This is a genomic window from Streptomyces sp. NPDC101490, from assembly GCF_044767145.1.
GTDB lineage: Bacteria > Actinomycetota > Actinomycetes > Streptomycetales > Streptomycetaceae > Streptomyces.
The window spans coordinates 125,570-145,113 of record NZ_JBIWNI010000009.1 but is presented as its reverse complement, the minus strand read 5'-3'; the positions used below and the strand labels follow the sequence as shown (position 1 = coordinate 145,113).

General features: G+C 72.6%; 15 protein-coding genes and 1 tRNA gene. 6 read left to right on the top strand and 10 right to left on the bottom strand.

Annotated features, from left to right (window positions below; genetic code table 11):
• Positions 1–32: 32 nt before the first annotated feature.
• Entirely contained in the window at positions 33–1,034 is a 1,002-nt protein-coding gene (locus tag ACIRQY_RS19415; protein WP_351786626.1) for a sigma-70 family RNA polymerase sigma factor, read from the bottom strand.
• A gap of 444 nt (positions 1,035–1,478) precedes the next feature.
• On the opposite strand from ACIRQY_RS19415, the gene ACIRQY_RS19410 reads away from it, so the two are divergent.
• Positions 1,479–2,495, top strand: coding sequence for a questin oxidase family protein (locus tag ACIRQY_RS19410; protein WP_403927167.1), 1,017 nt, complete (start codon positions 1,479–1,481; stop codon positions 2,493–2,495).
• 111 nt (positions 2,496–2,606) lie between these two features.
• Here ACIRQY_RS19410 and ACIRQY_RS19405 read toward each other — a convergent pair whose 3' ends face one another.
• Positions 2,607–3,395, bottom strand: coding sequence for a dioxygenase (locus ACIRQY_RS19405; RefSeq protein WP_403927164.1), 789 nt, complete (start codon positions 3,393–3,395; stop codon positions 2,607–2,609).
• Positions 3,396–3,484: 89 nt separating this feature from the next.
• Here ACIRQY_RS19405 and ACIRQY_RS19400 point away from each other — a divergent pair, with 89 nt between their 5' ends.
• Entirely contained in the window at positions 3,485–3,991 is a 507-nt protein-coding gene (locus ACIRQY_RS19400; protein WP_351786618.1) for a MarR family transcriptional regulator, read from the top strand.
• Positions 3,992–4,112: 121 nt separating this feature from the next.
• Here the strand turns inward: ACIRQY_RS19400 and ACIRQY_RS19395 are convergent, their stop codons facing one another.
• Complete coding sequence (locus tag ACIRQY_RS19395; RefSeq protein WP_403927162.1) at positions 4,113–5,732, bottom strand: MFS transporter; 1,620 nt, start codon at positions 5,730–5,732, stop codon at positions 4,113–4,115.
• 111 nt (positions 5,733–5,843) lie between these two features.
• Positions 5,844–6,458 carry a TetR/AcrR family transcriptional regulator gene (locus tag ACIRQY_RS19390; RefSeq protein WP_351786967.1) on the bottom strand — a complete coding sequence of 205 codons (615 nt, stop codon included), beginning with the start codon at positions 6,456–6,458 and terminating at the stop codon, positions 5,844–5,846.
• A gap of 643 nt (positions 6,459–7,101) precedes the next feature.
• Between ACIRQY_RS19390 and ACIRQY_RS19385 the strand changes: the two genes are divergently transcribed.
• Positions 7,102–8,373, top strand: coding sequence for a M6 family metalloprotease domain-containing protein (locus tag ACIRQY_RS19385; RefSeq protein WP_403927159.1), 1,272 nt, complete (start codon positions 7,102–7,104; stop codon positions 8,371–8,373).
• Positions 8,374–8,511: 138 nt separating this feature from the next.
• On the opposite strand, the gene ACIRQY_RS19380 is transcribed toward ACIRQY_RS19385, so the two are convergent.
• On the bottom strand, positions 8,512–10,269 hold the full coding sequence (locus ACIRQY_RS19380; RefSeq protein WP_403927156.1) for a class I adenylate-forming enzyme family protein: 1,758 nt from the start codon (positions 10,267–10,269) through the stop codon (positions 8,512–8,514).
• Positions 10,270–10,664: 395 nt separating this feature from the next.
• Positions 10,665–12,776 (bottom strand): tetratricopeptide repeat protein, encoded by a 2,112-nt coding sequence (locus tag ACIRQY_RS19375; RefSeq protein WP_403927154.1) that lies wholly within the window; start codon positions 12,774–12,776, stop codon positions 10,665–10,667.
• Positions 12,777–13,068: 292 nt separating this feature from the next.
• On the opposite strand from ACIRQY_RS19375, the gene ACIRQY_RS19370 reads away from it, so the two are divergent.
• The 3 genes from ACIRQY_RS19370 (at position 13,069) to ACIRQY_RS19360 (ending at position 14,200) form a co-directional block, all read left to right on the top strand.
• The gene (locus ACIRQY_RS19370) at positions 13,069–13,338 is read left to right on the top strand and encodes a hypothetical protein (protein ID WP_402565010.1); all 270 of its coding nucleotides are present in this window, start codon (positions 13,069–13,071) and stop codon (positions 13,336–13,338) included.
• Positions 13,331–13,945: a DUF6879 family protein gene (locus ACIRQY_RS19365; protein ID WP_403927152.1), complete on the top strand. Its 615-nt coding sequence runs from the start codon at positions 13,331–13,333 to the stop codon at positions 13,943–13,945. The genes ACIRQY_RS19370 and ACIRQY_RS19365 overlap by 8 nt, the downstream gene beginning before the upstream one ends.
• 182 nt (positions 13,946–14,127) lie before the next feature.
• Positions 14,128–14,200, top strand: a tRNA-Arg gene (locus ACIRQY_RS19360).
• A 157-nt stretch (positions 14,201–14,357) separates the two neighbouring features.
• On the opposite strand, the gene ACIRQY_RS19355 is transcribed toward ACIRQY_RS19360, so the two are convergent.
• From ACIRQY_RS19355 to ACIRQY_RS19340, 4 genes are all read right to left on the bottom strand, one after another.
• Positions 14,358–14,681: a helix-turn-helix domain-containing protein gene (locus ACIRQY_RS19355; protein ID WP_403927150.1), complete on the bottom strand. Its 324-nt coding sequence runs from the start codon at positions 14,679–14,681 to the stop codon at positions 14,358–14,360.
• Positions 14,681–15,049, bottom strand: coding sequence for a type II toxin-antitoxin system RelE/ParE family toxin (locus ACIRQY_RS19350; protein ID WP_403927147.1), 369 nt, complete (start codon positions 15,047–15,049; stop codon positions 14,681–14,683). Before ACIRQY_RS19350 ends, ACIRQY_RS19355 begins: the two co-directional genes overlap by 1 nt.
• Positions 15,050–15,557: 508 nt before the next feature.
• Complete coding sequence (locus ACIRQY_RS19345) at positions 15,558–17,540, bottom strand: MFS transporter (protein WP_403927144.1); 1,983 nt, start codon at positions 17,538–17,540, stop codon at positions 15,558–15,560.
• 187 nt (positions 17,541–17,727) lie between these two features.
• Positions 17,728–19,544 (bottom strand): D-alanyl-D-alanine carboxypeptidase family protein (locus ACIRQY_RS19340; protein ID WP_403927141.1); only part of this gene is annotated, 1,817 nt, incomplete at its 5' end.

Here is a 19,544-nt window from a genome sequence, read left to right as displayed (position 1 = left end):
GGGAGCGCCGGGGCCCCTACGGGCCGTGCGGGTCACGCCACCGCGTCGAAGCCGGTGTCGTGGGCCATCTTCTTCAGTTCCAGCAGGGCGTGCTTCTCGATCTGGCGGATGCGCTCGCGGGTCAGCCCGTGCTGCTTGCCGACCTCGGTCAGCGTCCGCTCGCGCCCGTCCTCGATCCCGTACCGCATCCGGATGATGGACGCCGTCCGGTGGTCGAGCTTGGCGATGAGGTCGTCGAGCTCCTCGCTGCGCAGCAGTGTGAGCACCGACTGCTCCGGCGAGACCGCCGAGGTGTCCTCCAGGAGGTCACCGAACTGCGTCTCGCCCTGGTCGTCCACCGCCATGTTCAGCGAGACCGGGTCCCGCGCCCAGTCCAGCACGTCGACGACCCGCTCGGGCGTCGAGTCCAGCTCGGCGGCGACCTCGGCGGGCTCCGGCTCCCGGCCGTTCTCCCGGTTGAACTCGCGCTGCACCCGGCGGATGCGGCCCAGCTCCTCCACCAGGTGGACGGGGAGCCGGATCGTGCGGGACTGGTCGGCGATGGAACGGGTGATGGCCTGGCGGATCCACCACGTGGCGTACGTGGAGAACTTGAAGCCCTTCGCGTAGTCGAACTTCTCGACGGCGCGCACCAGGCCCGCGTTCCCCTCCTGGATCAGGTCGAGCAGCGGCAGCCCGCTGCGCGGGTAACGCCGGGCGACCGCGACCACGAGACGCAGGTTCGCCTTGATGAAGAGTTCCTTGGCACGCTCGCCCTCGGCCACCAGGGCTTCGAGCTCCTCGCGGCTCGCGCCACCCGCCTCGCTCTCGGCCTCGCCCTCGAGTATCCGCCGGGCGTACACCCCGGCCTCGATGGTCTGGGAGAGCTCGACCTCCTTGGCGGCGTCGAGCAGGGGGGTGCGCGCGATCTCGTCGAGGTACATGCCGACCAGGTCGCGGTCGGCGATCTCCCCGCCCACGGCGCGAACGCTGCTGGCCCGTGCGGCTCCGCTCGTGGCGGAGGTCTGACGACGGGCGACGGCACGGGTTGCCATGCGTGCTCCCTTGCTGAGTAGGTCGCGACACCCTTTCGGGTGCCCTGCATCCGACGGAAACAACGACTGGAATCAGGACAGAATTCCCACCCGGCACATGGATTTTCGCGATCATGCAGTATCCTGCGTGGCCCGCCGACCCCACGGGCACCCCGCAGGAACCCGCTGAGGCGCAGGTCAGACCCGGCACGGAGGGCGATCCGGCGCCGCTCGCGGGGCACTCGACCACACCGTCGGTGAGACCGCGATCACATGCGGCGCCACCCTTCAAGACGCGGGGACGGCCCATCGGGTTGCCCCTGGGCGGACCCGGACCTTCCGGGGCCTTTCCGGGCCTTTCCGGGCCTTCCTCCGGTCTTCTCCGGTCCGGGACGGCTCTCGGCCTCGCGGACTAGGTCCCGCGACCGTTCCGCCCGGCCCCTCCCCCGCCCTAGCGTCCTCGGTATGGACGACCGCACCGGAACTCTCGACGAAGCCCTCGAACGCCTCCACACCACCGGCCCCGAGCGGGACGGCTGGCTCAGCAACCACGCCCCGATGGCCGTCGAGGCGCTGGTGCGCCACGGCCAGGCGGCGACCGTGCACCGCTGGCTGGACCACTACGCCGACAAACTGGAGGAGGCGCCCCCGCCGACCCGTACCCTCACCGCCGCCGACGCGGCCGGGGCGCTCGGCGACCCGGCCCGGATCACGGACTGGACCCTCTTCTTCGGCCGGGAGCTCGAAGCCCGCCCCTGGCGGGAGGTCCTCGCCGAGTGGTGGCCCCGGCTGCTGCCCGGGATCGCGGCCGGGGCGACCCACCCGGTGATCCGTACGGGGCACGCCGTACGGACCCTGCTGGAGTCCGGCGCGGCGGGGACGACCGGGCCGCGCCTGGCCGAGCTGGCGCACGCCCTCGGTTATTGGGCGGCCCGCCACCAGCCGCTGCCCGCACTGGTCCCGCTGGCGGCGGCGCCTTCGGCTGCGGCGGCGCTGGACGCCGTACCCCTGGTTCCGGAGCAGGACGGGGGGATCAGGGCGCGGCTCGCGCAGCTGACGGCGTTCCCGGTCTGGGGAACGGCCCCGGACCCGGACACGGCGAAGGAGCGGCTGGTGGAGCTGGTGACGGCGGCCACCCACCGGTACGGGACCCATGGACACGGTGAGCCGGTGATGCTGGTGCACGCGGCGACCGCGCCGAACGCGGTCCTGCGCGCCCTGCCCGCGCTCCCCCGCGCGCTGTGGGCGCCGAGCCTGGCGGCGGCGTGGACGGCGGCTGCGGCGGTGACCGCCGCGTACGGCCCTTCGGAGGCCGTGGTGTGCGCGCCGGTCTCGCCGGCCCCGGAGGAGGTCTTCGCGCGGGCGGCGGCGCACGGCGACGATCACACGATCAAGTTCACCGACACGGCACTCGACGTGGGCGGTCCGCTCGCGCTCGCCGCCGCCGTCCGCTCGATCGAGCTGAACCCGCCGGTCCTCTGACCCGCACGGGGACGGGGCTCCTCACCTGTACGGGGCTCCGGGCCGGGACGTGCGGGGCTCCGGCCCACGGGGACGGCCGCCGGAGCCGTACGGGAACGGCACCGCCGGGGCTCAGCCGAACTGCACCGAGCGCTTGGCCAGGCCCATCCAGAAGCCGTCGATCACCGACCGTCCGGCGTCGAGGTCACCGGCCGCGTCGGCCGCGCCCATCGTGACGAAGAGCGGGGCGAAGTGCTCCGTGCGCGGATGGGCGAGGCGTCCGGCGGGCGCCTTGTGCTCGAAGTCGAGGAGCGCGTCGACGTCCTGGGCGGCGAGGGCCTCCCGGCCCCAGGCGTCGAACTCGGCGGACCAGCCGGGGACGCCGCCGCCGGTGTGCCGGAGGGCGGCGAGGTTGTGGGTGAAGAAGCCGCTGCCGACGATCAGGACGCCCTCGTCGCGGAGCGGGGCGAGCCGTCGCCCGATCTCCAGGAGGCGGCGCGGGTCGAGGGTGGGCAGGGAGATCTGGAGCACGGGGACGTCGGCGTCCGGGAACATCTCGACGAGCGGTACGTACGCCCCGTGGTCGAGGCCCCGGTCGGGGACGTCCTGGACGGGGGTGCCGGGGGCCCGGAGCAGCCTCCGGACGGACTCGGCCAGTTCCGGCGCGCCGGGGGCTTCGTAGCGGACGCGGTAGTAGTGCTCGGGGAAGCCCCAGAAGTCGTACACCAGGGGCAGGGTCTCGGTCGCGCCGAGCGCGAGCGGGGCCTCCTCCCAGTGGGCGGAGACCATGAGGATCGCCCGGGGGCGCGGGAGGTTCCCGGCCCAGGCGGCGAGTTCGCCGGGCCAGACGGGGTCGTCGGCGAGCGGCGGGGCACCGTGGGACAGGTAGAGCGCGGGCATCCGGTCGAGCGTGGTGTCCATGGCGACGACCCCCTTCAGGGTTCTTGAAACTTCAAGCGTTACGAGGAGCGTAAACCCAAATAGTTCAACTTTCAAGGATGAGTCGTACGATGGGACCCATGGGAGACACCACCGAACCACGCTGGCTCACCGACGAGGAGCAGCACGTCTGGCGCGCCTATCTGCACGCCACCACGCTCTTCGAGGACCACCTCGACCGCCAGTTGCAGCGCGACGCCGGAATGCCGCACGTCTACTACGGGCTGCTCGTCCAGCTCTCCCAGGCGCCCCGGCGGCGGATGCGGATGACCGAGCTGGCCAGGAGCGCCAAGATCACCCGCTCCCGGCTCTCCCACGCGGTCACCCGCCTGGAGAGGAACGGCTGGGTGCGGCGGGAGAGCTGCCCCTCCGACAGGCGCGGGCAGTTCGCCCGGCTGACGGACGAGGGGACGGAGGTCCTGCGCGGGGCCGCGCCCGGCCATGTCGCCGCCGTCCGCCAGGCCCTCTTCGACCGGCTCTCCGCCGAACAGGTGGCCCAGCTCGGCACGATCATGAAGGTGGTGGCCGAGGGCCTCGAGCCCCAGGACCCGGACGCGGACCTGCCCTGGCTCCGCTGACGCCGGAACCAGGGCAGGGACTGAGGAACGGGGCGGGACCCCGATGACCGCTCAGTGCGTGATGACGATCAGTACGTGATGACCGCTCAGTGCGTGATGACCGCTCAGTACGTGATGACGCTCAGTGCGCGATGACCGGGACCCTCACCTCGGCGTCCGCGTCCGCGCCCGTGCCCGAGCCGGCGACCGCTCCGGCGCCCGTGCCCGGCTTCCCCGTGGTGATCAGGGCGAAGGCGATGGCCGCCGCCGCGACCAGGATGCCGACGGCCCACCAGATGGCCGCCGTGTAGCCCTCGACCATGCCCTGGAGCTGGAGCAGCTTCTGCCCCGCCGGGGTGGTCGCGCCCGCCGCGTGGTCCGTGAGGTACGCGGTGGTCGCCGAGGCGGCGATCGTGTTCAGCAGGGCCGTACCGATGGCGCCACCGACCTGCTGCGAGGTGTTGACCATCGCGGAGGCCACCCCGGCGTCCCTGGGGTCCACGCCCAGCGTCGCCAGCGACATCGCGGGCATGAACGCCGTGCCCATGCCCAGACCGAGGAGCAGCTGCGCGGGCAGGATCAGACCGGCGTACGAGGTGCCGGTCTCCAGCTGCGTCAGGAGCAGCATCCCGAGGGCGGCGGTCAGGAAGCCGGGGGCCATCAGCAGGCGCGGCGGGACGCGGGTCATCAGCCGCGTGCCGATCTGCGTGGAGCCGACGATCATGCCCGCGATCATCGGGAGGAACGCGAAGCCCGTCCGGACCGGCGAGTACCCCTTCACGATCTGGAGGTAGTACGTCAGGAAGAGGAACAGGCCGAACATGCCGATGACGGCGAGGCCCAGCGACAGGTAGACACCGCCCCGGTTGCGGTCGGTGAGGACGCGCAGCGGCAGCAGCGGGGACTTCACCTTCGCCTCGGTGAGCACGAAGGCGAGGAGCAGTACGGCCGAGCCGACGAACAGGCCGACCGTGCCCGCGTCGCTCCAGCCCTCGGACTCGGCGCGGGTGAAGCCGTAGACGAGCGCGACCAGGCCCAGGGTGGACAGGATCACGCCGGGGACGTCCAGCGCGGCGCGGTTGCGGGTGCCCGTGGGCTCGCGGACGACGAGGTACGCGCCGACGGCGGCGACGATCGCGAACGGGATGTTGACGAAGAAGGTCCAGCGCCAGTTGAGGTACTCGGTGAGGAAGCCGCCGAGGATCAGGCCCACCGCGCCGCCGCCGCCGGCGATCGCGCCGTAGATGCCGAAGGCCTTGGCGCGCTCCTTGGCGTCGGTGAAGGTGACGGCGAGCAGTGAGAGCGCGGCGGGCGCGAGGAGCGCGCCGAAGGCGCCCTGGAGCGCGCGGGCACCGAGCATCGCGGCCTCGCCGGTCGCGGCCCCGCCGAGGGCGGAGGCGAGGGCGAAGCCGATCAGGCCGACGACGAAGGTGCGCTTGCGGCCCCAGATGTCGGCGATGCGTCCGCCGAAGAGGAGGAGGCCGCCGAAGGCGAGGGCGTAGGCGGTGATGACCCACTGCCGGTTGCCGTCCGATATCCCCAGGTCCTGCTGGGCGGAGGGCAGGGCGATGTTCACGATCGTCGCGTCGAGGACGACCATCAGCTGGGCGAGGGCGATGAAGACGAGGGCTTTCCAGCGCCCGGGGTCGGGCCGGGTCGCGGCGCTCTCCGGGGTCTTCGCCGTGCCCCCTGCGCTCTCTGGGTTCTCTGGGTTCTCTGGGTTCTCTGTGGTCTTCGCGGTGTTCTCGGGGATTTTCGGCATGGGTGGAGCCACCTCTTGGCGCGTACTGGCAGAAAAAGGACGTAAAGGGTTTCGGGTGCGGGGCGGGGCTCTCGAAGCGTCAGGCCCCGGCGGTCACATCGGTCACATCGGTCACGGGGTGCGCGGCGCGCAGGAGTCGCGCCTCAGGTCCTCCAGGGTGGCGGCCGTTCCGGGCAGTTCGGAGCGCGCGGGCGCCTCCAGACCGTCGAGGAACAGCTGGAGATGACGGTGGACGTACTGCTGGAAGTGGGTGGTGCAGGCGGTTCCGGGCAGGGGGCGGGTCAGCTGGGACACCGCCACCATCAGGTCGCCGACACCGACGTCGGCGCGGAGGCGGCCCGCCTCGCGCGCCCGGTCGACGAGGCCCTGGACGGCCTCCTCAAGGCGTTCGCGCTCCACCGTGAGCTCGGGGTGGTCGCGGTCGAAGGCGCCGTCGAGCATCGGGCACAGGGCCCCGACGCGCTCCTCGGCGGCGCCGTGGGTGAAGCGGCGGAGGGCGGCGAAGGTGTCGGCCTCCTCCTCGGCGGCCCGTTCGGCGAGTTCGGTGACCCGCGCGAGGAGCGAGAGGACGACCTCGCGGATCAGGTCGGAGCGCTCGGGGAAGTTCCGGTAGAGCGTGGCGTTGCCGACCCCGGCGCGGCGCGCGACCTCGTCGTACGGCACCTGGGGGCCGAACTCGACGAACATCTCACGGGCCGCCGTCACGAGCCGCTCGCGGTTGCGCAGCGCGTCGGCACGGGGGCGGGGCGCGCGGCGGGCGGGCGGAGCGGCGGCGGGCGCGGACTCCTCGGGCCCGGCACCCGCGGGCGCGGTATCGGCGGGCGCGGTATCGGCGGGCGCGGTATCGGCGGGGCTGGTCACGCCACGACCTCCTGGGATCACTGAGGGACGTCCGTTCATGGCGGACCTCCCGTCACGGGGGCGCCAGGCCGTCGGTCGGGAGACGACGGCCGGGCACCGGGGGCGTCAGGCCGCCAGGGCGGCGACCCGACATCGGAGTGCCGGACCACCAGGAAGGCGGCCGGGCACCGGAGTGCCGGACCGCCGGGAGGCGAGCCGGGCACCGGGGACGACCGTCCGCCGAGGGCGACCGGACGTCAAAGGGCCTCCGACCCCGGGCCCCTCAGAGGCATCCGGGGAAGGACTCCCCACTTCGTTCGACTCAAGCCTAAACGGGGAAGAGGTCCCCGCTTATTTCCCGCACGGAAAGTGATCCGGGTCACTTTCACCCCTCCGCCCGGAATACCCACGATCGGCCCTTCCGGCGCGCGCTCCTGAACCACCCGTCACAGGCTGATCGCACAGCGCGGCCCCGGACGCACCGGCCGGGACCGTGCCGCCGACCTGCCCCGACCGGAGAGGCGTCCGTATGCAGCACCCCCGCCGACGGATACGCAGACCCGTCGCCCTGGCCGCGACCACGGCGCTCTCCCTCACCCTGCTCGCCTCCGCGAGCACCCCCCTCCCCGGGCCCGCCCCCGCCTCGGCGGGCCCCGTGGCCGCCGCCCCGGACGGCGCCCAGCTGGGACCGTGCCGGATCGCCACCACGATGGGCGTGCAGATGTCGGAGGGGCTGCCCACCGCCCCCGGATACGTCCGCTCCACCGGCCGGATCAGGGCCCTCAACCTGATGGTCGACTTCCCCGACGCCCCCGGCGACGGCACCGCGATGAGCCGCTACCGCGAGTTCTTCCCGCAGACCGCCGACTGGTTCCGCACCAGCTCCTACGGGCGGCTGCACTACCTCGCCGAGGCGCCGATACCCGACTGGCTGCGGATGCCGAAGGCGTTCTCCGCGTACGGGATCGAGCGCGGCTCACCGTACGAACCGGGCTACCGCGGCCTCGTCGAGGACCTCGTGAAGGCGGCCGACGCCCGGGTCGACTTCAGCGCGTACGACCTGGTCAACGTCCTGGTCACCCCGAACGCCGGGCCCTCGGCCCTCGACACCGTCCTGTCCGTGACCTTCTCCGGGAACGACGACGCCCCCTACGCGGACGGGGTACCGCTCGCCAACACGTCCTTCGTCTACAGCCGCCAGGACGACGGCTCCGGCAGCTTCGCCGAGACCGGCTACCGGGTCCTGCCGCACGAGAACGGGCACGTCTTCGGACTCCCCGACCTCTACACCTCGGACGGCGGCGGCACCGTCGGGCACTGGGACATCATGTCCGAGGACTGGGGGGCCAACAACGACCTGCTCGGCTGGCACAAGTGGAAGCTGGGCTGGCTCGACAACGACCAGGTCGGCTGCGCCTCCCGCCCCGGCTCCACCGAGTGGAGCCTCACCCCGCTGCCCGTCACCGGCGGCCCCAAGCTGGTGTTCGTCCCCCTCTCCGGCACCTCGGGGTACGCGGTCGAGGTCCGCGCCAAGGGCGGCAACGACGAGGCGGTCTGCAAGGACGGGGTCCTCGTCTACCGGGTCGAGTCCGACGTCGACACCGGCCACGGCCCGGTGTCCGTCGCCGACAGCGAGCACGCCAGCGGCGGCTGCACCCGCCGGGCCAACGTCCACGCCGAACTCTCCGACGCCCCCTACCACCCGGGAGAGACGTTCACGGACCGCGCGAACGGCGTCCGGATCACCGTCCTCGACACGGACACGGACGGCACGTACCGGGTCCGGGTGACCCGCGACTGACGGGCGGACGCGCACCGGGCCGGCCACGAGCCCCGAAGCCTCAAGGCACCGGGCAGCCACCGCCCCCGGAGACCCAGGGACCGATCCGCGACGGCCCCCGGAGACCCGCGCACCGGACCGCCACCGCCCCCCGGAGGCTCAGGCCCCGGCCCCCGGGTCGGCCAGCCCCTCCCGGAGCAGCTTCTTCAAGACCTTGCCGGTCGGGTTCCGGGGCAGTTCGCCGTCCCGTAGGACCACCCGGGCGGGCACCTTGAAGGAGGCCAGGCGCGCGCCCGCGTGGGCGCGCAGCTCCTCGGTGCCGCAGGCGGCGCCGGGCCGCAGCCGGACGACGGCGGCGACCTCCTCGCCCAGGAGGGGGTGCGGAACGCCGAGGACGGCGGCGTCGAGGACGTCGGGATGCTCCTGGAGGACCCGCTCGACCTCGACGCAGTACACGTTCTCGCCGCCCCGGACCACCATGTCGGTGAGCCGGTCGACGATCTGGACCCGCCCCTCCGGATCCACCCGGGCGAGGTCCCCCGTACGGAACCAGCCGTCCCCGGTGAACGCGGCGCGGGTCGCCGTCTCGTCGCCCCAGTACCCCCGGACCAGCGACTGCCCGCGCAGCAGCAACTCCCCCACGCCCTCCGCGTCGGGCCGGTCGATCCGGGCCTCGGTGGCGGGCGAGGGGCGGCCGACGCTGCCCGGGTGGGCGCGGTACTCGGCGCCGACGTTCGACAGGACGCCACCGCAGGTCTCGGTGAGCCCGTAGCCGTTGCGGGGCTCGACGCGCTCCCCCCACCCGGCGGCGAGTCCGGCGACGATCCCCGGCGGGGCGGTGGCGCCACCGGTGCTGAGCAGGGTGAGGCTCGCCAGGTCGTCCCCGGCGGCGCGGGCCGCCGCGAGCAGCTGGAGCGCGGTCGTCGGCACGCCCGCGTAGTGGGTGACGCGGTGCTCGCGGATCAGCCCCAGGGCGCGTCCGGCGTCCCAGCCGCGCATCGTGACGAGGGTCCCCCCGGCCGCCATCACCCCGAAGAAGGAGGTGAACGCGGCCACGTGGAAGAAGGGGAAGGTGGTCAGCGACACCGGCGCGGGCCCGGTGCCCGGCACGTCCCCCCGGGCGAGGGCCGCGGCGGCGGCGAAGTACCGGGAGTTGGCGGCGGCCCCCGCCTGCGCGAGATGGGTGGCGACGGCGCCCTTCGGCCGCCCGGTGGTGCCGGAGGTGTAGACGAGGGTGGCGTCCCACTCGGGCAGCACGTCGACGGCGGGCGGCCCGAGGAAGGGGTCGAGATCCGGGACGTACGCGCTGAAGCCGCCGACGGCCGGCCCGCCGAACACGATCCCCGGCACCTCGCGCGCCCCCGCCCAGCCCCCCAGCAGCCCGGCCGACTCCGCGTCGGCAAGGAGCAGCCGGGGCGCGCAGTCGTCGAGGGCGTACGCGCACTCGTCCTCGGTCCACCAGGTGTTGAGGGGTACGGCGACGAGCCCGGCGAGCTGCGCGGCCCAGAAGGCGGTCTGCCAGTCGGCGCCGTTCCGCAGGGCGACGACGACCCGGTCGCCGGGCCGCAGCCCGTACTCCCCGACGAGCCGCCGGGCGAGCCCGCAGGCCCCGTCGAAGAACTCCCGGTAGGTCACGGCCCCGCCCTCGGACACGAGGAACACCCGCTCCCCGTACCCCCAGGTGGCCTCAACGAACTCCCGAAGCGTCCGGGGCCCGGAGACATACCGCCCACCGTCGACGACGAAGGGCGCCCCGGGTGCGACGAGCCGGGGGTGGGCGCGGGGATCGGCCGTCTGGCCGGACCGGGGGGCGGGCGTCCGATCAGCCTGGAGGTCGGGCGCGTGATCAGCCCGGGAGCCGGTCGGATGATCACCCCCGGGACCACCCCGCCGGTCACCGGCCCCGGCCCCGGCCACACCCCCCGCCCCGGAACCAGCCCCGGCCCCCGGCCCCGCTTCCGACGCCGCCGATGCCCCCGCCCCTGCCCCGCGCGTGTCCACCGCTGAACCTCCTGAGCGTCCGAGTGACGACGGGCAGGGCCCACACCCCGCCCCGGCCGCCGCCGATCACCGGCCCCGACCACGGGCCCGGAGCATAACGCCCGGACGAGAAGAGCCCCTTCGTCCGAGGCCGCTCCGGAGCGGCCCTCGACGTACGACGGTGGGACCGGGACTGCGCCCGGCCCGCTGACCGCGCACGGGCCCGGCGCGAACCAGGATCTCCACCGGCCCGCACCCGACCGCCCGCACCCGCCGGAAGCGCCCGCCCGTCCCCCACCGGCCGGACGCCACTGCTACTGCTACTGCTACTGCTACTCGGAGGCGAGTTCCTCCAGCAGCACCCGTCCGGCGGCGGTGAACGGATGGTCGGCACCCAGACCGGTCTCCCGCCTGGCCACCACATCCGTCATGATCTCGACGGCCTCGGCCCGGTGGCCCAGCGCGGCCCGGGTCCGGGAGAGAAGCTGCCGGGCCGCCAGAGTGATCGGGTAGTCGGGGCCGAAGCGTCGCAGGTACGCCTCGGTGACCAGCCGGATCTCCCGATCGGCCTCGTCGAAGCGGCCCAGGCCGTACAGCACCCAGGCGTGGTTGTGACGCGCGCCCAGGGTCACGGTGTGGTCGGGCCCCAGGTGCCGGACGCATTCCGACGGCAGGGACGACAACGATCCGTCCTCCTCCATGACGACCTCGGACACCGCCAGGAGAACCAGCAGGCTGGAACGGGACCGCAAGGTCAGGGGATGGGCGGGACCCCATGTCCTCCGTCTGCCCTCGGCCGTCGCCCTCAGGAGCGCGACGGCCTCGTCGCGCCTCCCGAGGTTGCCGAGCACGAGCTGCAGGCCGTGGCCGCTGTCCAGGGTGTCGGGATCGTCGACGCCGAACAGACGCTCCTGGGCGGCGCGCACCCGGCTGAGGAGCGTTTCCGCCTCGGCGTAACGGCCCAGCCGGAAGAGTGCCCGGCCCTCCCTGGAGCGGGCGGCCAGCACGAGGCGGTGCTCCGTGCCGAGCCGCAGCTCGGCGAGGTCGGCGGCGGTCCGGGCCGTCTCCCCGGCGGACAGGTAGTCCCCCGTACGGTGCAGGGCGACGCACAGCCTGATCGTCACGGCCAGTGCGTCGGCCGATGCCGAGGGGGCGTCGGCGCGGCGCAGCAAGGCGAGCCCATGGGGCACCAGCAGACGGTACAGCGGGTCGTAGGGACCGGCGTCGGGCACCTCGGGCACGACCGCGTCGAGCAGGCGGACCGCCGTGGCGTCGAGGACCGGCAGCCGCTCGGCGGGGGTCGCCGCCGCGACGCTGTCGAGCAGGACGCCGTGGCTCCGCACGCACCGCGTGCCGACGTCGACCAGTTCGGTCAGGGACTGGTCGAGCAGTGCCCTCAGCGCGGTCTCGCAGCGGGCGCGGGGAAGGACACCGTCGATCTCGGCACGGTTGAGCAGCGCCAGTGGGAGCGGTTCGGGGGCGAACCGTGACAGGAGCCTCAGCAGGGCGGTCGCCTCGGGCAGGCCCCGGCTCTCGAAGGCGTCGAGCGTCAGCTGCCACGTCACCCCGACCAGATGCCGGGGGTCCTCCCGCGACAGGGCGTCGGCACCCCGGTCGATGAGCTCGACTCCTCCGCTCTCCTCCAGGTGGCGCCGGTACGTCCCCATCGTCCAGGGATCGAGCACCTGCTGGGAGAGGAAGCCCCCTGCCAGGGTCAGGGCGAGCGGCAGCCGGCCGAGTCGTTCCGCCACTTGGTCCGCCTCTTCGGGCGTACCGCTGTGCGGGGCGAGGTCGCTCAGCACCTGCGCCGCGTCCGCACGCGGCAGCACGCCGATGTGCTGCAGTTCGGCCCCCGGCCACCAGTGGGCGGCCGACCGGCGGGTGGTCACGACGACCGTGCCGCGCGGACTGGAACGCAGCCAGCTGCCGTCACGGAGGATCTCGGGGTCGTCGGCGTTGTCGAGGACCAGGAGCCAGGGGCGGGTGGAGCGGTCGAGGTACCGCCAGACGAGATCGGCGGCGGGGCGGAGCCCGTTGCGGGCGGCCAGCAGTTCGCCGTCACCGGCTCCCCGGTCGGCGGCGACGGCGAGCATTCCGGCCCGCAGACCGGACCGGTCGGAGGCGTTCACCCACAACCCCACCCGGCCGTCCTCCTCGGTGGCCAGCCGGAAGAAGGTGTACGCCACCGCGGTCTTGCCACAGCCGCCCATGCCGTACAGCACGTACACCTCGCCGCCGCGCCCGGCCCGGAGCCGTTCCAGGACGTCCGCGCGGTCCCGCAGCACGACCGGTGGTCGGCCGACCGCCGGTCGCCGCACCGAATCGGGGCCTCTCGGCGCGGTCGGCTCGTCGCCGTAGTGGTGGTGCTCGCTGATGTGCTGGTCACCGGCCGCCTGGTAGACCCGGCCGTGGTCCTCGGCGTGGCCGTCCGTCGCGCCCGTCATCGGCCGACCTCACGGCCGGGACGTAAGCGCCGTTCCCTTTCGGCGCCGTGGACGTACAGCGGACTCCATGGTTGCACCGGGCGCCTCCCGATCGTCAGCCTCGTGCGCCGCAGGTGCGTCCTCGCCGGTGTTTTCCCGTACGGCGGCCTCTTCCCGGCCACTCATCGTGGCAGTCCTGGTCCGAACGGGACAACAAGCCGCCGCCCCGCGCCACGTCCGGTCCTCGGCATGGCCGAACCTCCGGTCACGGCACTACAGTCGGCGGAATCCTGACCGAACGGGGAGGACGACGATGACCAGACCCTGGGAAGCCGATCCGGACACGACGTTCAAGCGGCGCCTGGGGAGGTCACCGCAGGAGCTGGGCAACACGACCGACACCCCCGACTGCCCCGACCTGTGGGAACTCGAGAACGGGGACATCGCCGTCATCGGCCGTGACCTCACGGAGGCCCTGGCCGGGAAGCTCCCGCCGGGAGTCTCCGTCGGACCGGACGAACGGCTCGTGGTCGTCCCCAGGAACATGCTGATCGCGGCGAAACAGGACATCCCCCATGTTTGACTCCTTCCCACACGGAACGTCCGATCGCCTGGACCGCCCCACGTACCACGCGGACTTCCGCCGGAACTATCAGGACGGTATCCGTCACCTGAACAAACTGGAGCGCGGACAGGACTTCAAAGAACGCGGATTCGCCAGCTGGGAGGCGTTCGCGGCAGGGGAATGGGACCGGGCCCTCTCCCTCGTCGAGGAGAAGCGCCCCGTCTACGCGGAACAGTTCCGGGAGGCGGGACGACGGGGGATCCAGGAACGCCGCCTGCGTGTGGTGGAGTTCCCGGTGACCCCGTACGTGCAGTGGGAGCTCTTCGTCCTGCGGCTGCGCGTGGAACTGGGCGACGCCATCAGAGTCCTCGACGCCCGCGAGATCGCCGACGTCGAGAAGGACCGTCCCGTCCCCGAAGTCGTGATCCTCGGAGACCTCGCCATGTACGAGGTGCTGTACGACGACGACGGAAACGCGATGGGCTCCCGCCGGTTCACCGATCGCGCGCTGATCCGGGAGACGTCGCGGGACTTCGACACGCTGTACGAACGCGGGGAGGAGTTCCCCACCTTCTTCGACCGCGAGATCCTCCCCCTGCCCCCACCGGCGCCGACACCCCACTGAGCACGCACCAGCCTCAGGCATGAGGATCATCCCCTCCACGGCGGCGGCCCACCCCGCACCAGCAAGCACTCGTCGACGAAAACACCAGGTCAGAACATCCAAACCGGCCACCCCAGCACACCGACCCGGAACCGAGGCGACCTCGACGACCCCCATCCGCTAGGCTGTCAGCGGTCAGTCCCGCCTTCGTAGCTCAGGGGATAGAGCACCGCTCTCCTAAAGCGGGTGTCGCAGGTTCGAATCCTGCCGGGGGCACACTGAAGCAGCAGGTCGAGGGCTCTGCCGTCCACGTGACGGCAGAGCCCTTCGTACGCGGCACAGCGCCGGGGCAGGCCGGACCCGCGTCTCGAAGCATCTACGACGCGCGCTGACTCGGGTCCGCAATGTCCTCGACGGGCCGGGCGGGCTCGTCTCAGGCAGCGTGGGGAGTGAAGGTGACCCGGGAGTCACCCTCGTCGATGGCCAGGTTCAGGGTGCCGTCCAGCGCCTTCGCCAGGCGTCGCAGCAGCGGGAGAGTGGGCACGGTGTCGCCGCCTTCCATCCGGGACACCTGAGGCTGCGTCATCCCGGCCCGGCCAGCAAGCTCGGCCTGAGACAGCCCGAGCTCGATCCGACGGTCATAGACCGCCTGCCCGAGATCGCCGGCCAGCCGCGCGTCGATGTACTCCTGGTCGTACTCCACCGCCTCACCCGCGAGCTGCCGGGCCCTGCGCGTTCTCCATGTGCTGTGATCCATCAACTCTCCTTGCGGCGATCGTAGGTGTGCTCAGCACGGTTGTGCTCGGCCTCACAGACCTTCTGAGCCTGATGCGCACGTTCGACTTCCGCCGCCTCACGCATCCTCGTCTTGCGGAACACCGTCAACAGGACGATCCGCTGCCCGGGGGCGAGCCAGTACGGGATGCGCACGGCCTCGCCGTCCAGTTCGAACCGCAGCTCACGCAGCTTGCCACCGAGGTGACGCGAGTACGGCTCGCCAAGCGTGGTCGGCTCATCCAAGAGACGGTCCGTCTTGTCCTCCACTCGCCGGTAGAGACGGAACGGGAGTAACTCCAGCCAATCCCGCACCTCGGGTTCGATCTCGATCTCCCATCGCCCCGTCATGCAATCAACGATATATACCTCCAATTGCATAGAGCAAGCCTTGGCCACTACGTGCGCCCGCGACCTTCGACGAGAGGTGGTCCCCAGCAGTCGGACCGGACCGGATTCAGCACACATGAGGCCGGGAAACCCTGGGAACCCACAAGAACCTCCGAGACGCGTTTCCATACGCAGCCATGGCGTCGTTTCCGCAGGTCACGAACTTGATCGGAGAGAACTCCTAAAGCGGGTGTCGCAGGTTCGTCCTGCCGGGGGCACCGTGCATGACTGCTCCTGCCTGGGGTTCATCCCCAGGCAGGAGTCCCACTCGGCCTCGGACGGCTCGTCCGGGGCCATTTGCGTGGGCGCTGCGTGAGCGGATGGAGCGGCAGGCCCCTTGAATGGCGCCCAGACGATCAGCACCATCCGGCACGTCGCGAGAGGCCCGTCCATGGGGGGTGAGGCGCTCTGAAGTTCTCGGGCAGTGGTCCCCACGGGTTCGAAGTCCGGAATGGTGGAGCGCGTCGGCTCAGCGCAGTTCCTCCGGGCAAGCCGTGCCCCTGGAGAGTTTGTACGGGGCCGCCAGGCGGTACGTGCCTGGTTTCGGGGCGATCAGTTCGGTCCATTCGTCGCCCTCGGCGTCCGGTTCCGCCTTGAAGAGGCAGCCGTTCTCGTTGGCGAAGGTCTTGGGGAGTTCCGTGTCGGACTCCTCCCGGGCGAGCTTCGACGCCTCCGTCTCCTGCGGGGGCTCGATCTTGCCGCCGTTCTCGTCCATCAGCGCCAGCCACGGCGAGTGCGGGACCCGGATGAGGACGCGGCCGGGGCGCTCGACGCGGATCACGACCTCGTTCTCCTCCGCGCTCACCACCTCCGCCGGAGGGTCCGCGAGGGGCGTCGGGTCCTCGACCTCGTACAGGCGCCAGTTCTCGTCCGACCACACCTGCTTCAGGTACGGCAGCCCCGCGTCGACCAGTTTCGCCTCCTGCTCGGCGCCCGAGTCCGGCGCGCCCGTCGGCAGCACCACGTAGTGCACGGCCCAGCGGGCGAGCCACTCCTCGTAGTTCACGGCGTTCAGGGTGTCGTCGTAGAAGAGCGGGTTGCGCTCCATGTCCGCCTGCCGGTTCCAGCCGCGCGCCAGGTTGATGTACGGGCTCAGCGCCGAGGACTCGCGGTGGCTGGACGCCGGGACGACCTCGACCCGCGCCTTGCCCGCGTCCCGTACCTGGAGCTGGTTGACCAGCGGCGCCAGCTCCCTCGCCCAGGAGGCGTCCGGGGCGGTGCGGATCACGTCGTCGACGCCTTTGAAGCCGATCCAGAAGTTCAGTCCCGCGAACGCCAGGAGCAGCGCGTACCAGCGGCGGGAGCGCGGCGCCGTGTACGGCAGCGCGGCGAGCAGCAGCACGCCCGCGAACAGCATCGGGAGCCGCGAGATGTTGGAGCCGATCTGCGAGTCGATCAGCCAGGTCAGCAGCGTGCCGATCGTGTAGACGGCCGCCCCGGTGCGGACCGTCCGCCAGTCCTTCGGGACCAGGACGAAGACCAGCACCCCGAAGAGCAGCGGCAGAGCCGTCGATCCGAAGGCCATCGGCTGCGTACCGGAGAAGGGGAACAGCCAGGACGACAGGGCCACGACCACGACCGGGGCGAGACCGAGGGCGTACGCCCCCGGGCGCCGCCCGTTGAGGAACAGCGCCGCCGCCGCCACCCCGAGGAACAGGCCCGCGACCGGGCTGCACGCCGTCGCCAGGGCCGCGAGCGGCGCCGCGACCGCCGCCTTCGCCCAGCGCCTGCGGCGCCAGCGGTGCGGCCAGCAGAAGACCGCCGCCACCGCGCCCAGCGCGAACATCATGCCCAGGCCGAACGTCACCCGGCCCGACAGCGCGTTGCAGAGGAACGCGAACACCGCCGCCACCGAGCAGGCCAGCGGATTGCGGACCGCCCTCACCCGCACCAGGATCAGCGCGGTGAGCGCCGCCGACAGCGTCCCGGCGATCATCATCGTGCTGCGCACGCCGAGCACCGACATCAGATACGGCGACACCACGCTGTACGAGACCGGGTGCATCCCCCCGTACCAGGCCAGGTTGTACGCCGAGTCCGGGTGCCGGCCGACGAACTCGGCCCACGCGTCCTGGGCGGCCAGGTCGCCGCCGCTGTTCGCGCAGAAGAAGAACCACAGGAGGTGGGCGACGGCCGCGAGCGCGGTGGCCGCCAGGACCGTGTAACGGCGCTTGCGCCGGAGGACCGGCCGCTCCGGGGCGGCCGTGGGGTCGGGTGTGAGGGTGGGTGCGGGGGCGGCCGTGGGTGCGGGCCGCTGCGCCGGAAGCACTATTCGCGGGAGCGAATCATCGGACACGTCGGTTCCTTCGGACGCCCCCGGGACACCGGACCCGGCGGCCCCGGACCTGCCCGTCCCACCGGGTCCGCCGGGCCCTTCTCCGACGGACGCCGGGGCGTCGGGATCGACGGTGGAAGCCGCGCGGTCGGCGCGTGTCGGCTCGGCGGTGGTCAACTGCGGCCCTTTCCCGTGCTGCCCGTCTCGCTGCGCGCGGGAAGTACCACGCGTCCCTCTCGTCCCCCGCACGACGCTAACAGCTGGGCGCCCCGGGGACCCGGGGCGCCCGGCCAAGCGGGTGGGGCCGGGGCCACGCCCCGGCCGGGTGGGAACGGGCCGGGGGCCGAGCCCCGGCCGTGTCCCCTCAGCCCACGCGCGTGAGCTTCTTGTCGAAGCCCGGCTCCACCAGGTCCGTGCGGAGGGCCACCGGGGAGCTGACCCGGCCCGCGCCGGTGCCGATCGAGACCTGGCCGACGATGTCGCCCGCCTTGCCCGCGTGGGGCACCGCGCGACCGCCGTCGGTCAGCTCCAGCTCGACCTTCAGGCCCGGCCAGCCGACCGCCTTCAGTTCCTTGGTCGCCACCACGGGCGTCCGGCCGCCGAGTCCGTCGTCGACGTACCCCAGGACCTGGTCCTCACGGATCACGACGGCCGAGGTGACGTCCTTCTGCGCCCGCTGGATCAGCTTGAGGCTGTTGTCGATGGCGAGCTGGAGCTTCTCGTTCAGGACCTTGGCGTCCTTCGCCCCCATCACGATGCCGAGGATCCGCCGGTTCTTGCCGTCGACGACGGTGTTCGCCGACCACAGCAGATTGCCGCCGGCCGGGGTGGAGGAGCCGGTCTTGATGCCGCTCACCCCCGGCTCCAGAAGGATGTTGTTGTTGTTCTCGATCCGGCCCGGGATGCCGTCCACCGTCACGTTCGGCATGTTCACGATCTCCCGGAACACGTCGTACTGCATGACCGCCCTGGCCAGCTTCAGCTGGTCCTCCGGCGTCGACACCGTGCTGTCGAGGAGCCCCGAGGGGTCCGTGTACGTCGACCGGGTCATCCCCAGGTCCTTCGCGGCGGCGTTCATCTTCGCCACGAACGCGGACTCCGAACCGGCGTCCCAGCGCGCGAGCAGCCGGGCCACGTTGTTCGCGGAGGGGATCATCAGGAGTTCGAGGAGCTCCCGCTCCGTGTACTTCTGGCCCTCCTGGACCGCCGCCGTCGACTCGTGCTCGGCGTCCGCCTGGTCGGCGGCCTTCTTGTCGATCGTGATCTCGGGGCCCTTCTGCTTCCCCTTGATCGGGTGGTCGCGGAGGATCACGTACGCCGTCATCGTCTTGGTGACGCTGGCGATCGGGGCGGGCTTCTGCGGCCCCCACGTGCCCATGGAGCCGACGCCCTCGACCTCGACGGCGCCCTGTCCCTCACCGGGCCACGGCATCTTCAGCTCGCCGCCCGCGAAGGTGAACGCCGGATCCGCCGTGAGCTTCAGAGCGGGGTCGGGCAGCGGGCGGACCATCTGTGCGATCGCGAAGACGATCAGGAGCAGCAGGACGAGCGGGGTCCAGATCCGCAGTCGGCGGATCGTCGTCCGCATCGGGGTCGGCGCCGGGGGCGGGGTGTTCGTCAGCTCGGCGAGCAGGTCGAGCGGAGGCAGCGGGGGCAGCGGCTGCTGCCGCGTCCGCTCCGGCTCGGTGAGCCCGGCGGCGGGGACACCCGCCGCCGGGGTCCGGCCGGTCGCCGGGGCCCGGCCCGAGGTCTCGGCGGAGGGCGGAGGGGTGCCCTGGCCGGGGGTACGGCCCGGGGTCCGCTCCGGGTTCTCCGTACGGCCCGGCGTGGCCCGGTCCGGGGACGGCTGCGGCCGGGCCGGGGCGGGCGCGGTGGCCGCGGCGCGGGACTCCCGCTCCTTCGCGGCCTCCTTCTCGGCCTTCTGCTCGGCCGGGATGTCGGCGCGCAGCGGCAGGAAGGTGCTGGTGCGCTCGCTGTCGGAGTCCGCCGCCAGGGACGGCGGGAGCTTCAGCGCGGTCGTCGGCTGGTCCAGGGGCGGGCGGATCGCCTTGAACATGGTCGTGGGCTGGTCGACGGGGTCGTCGTCCCCGGAGGTCCCGGCACCGGGCCGGGCATCCCCGTCGCCGGACCGGGAGGTCTCGGCGACGGACCGGGAGGTCTCGGCGACGGACCGGGAGGTCT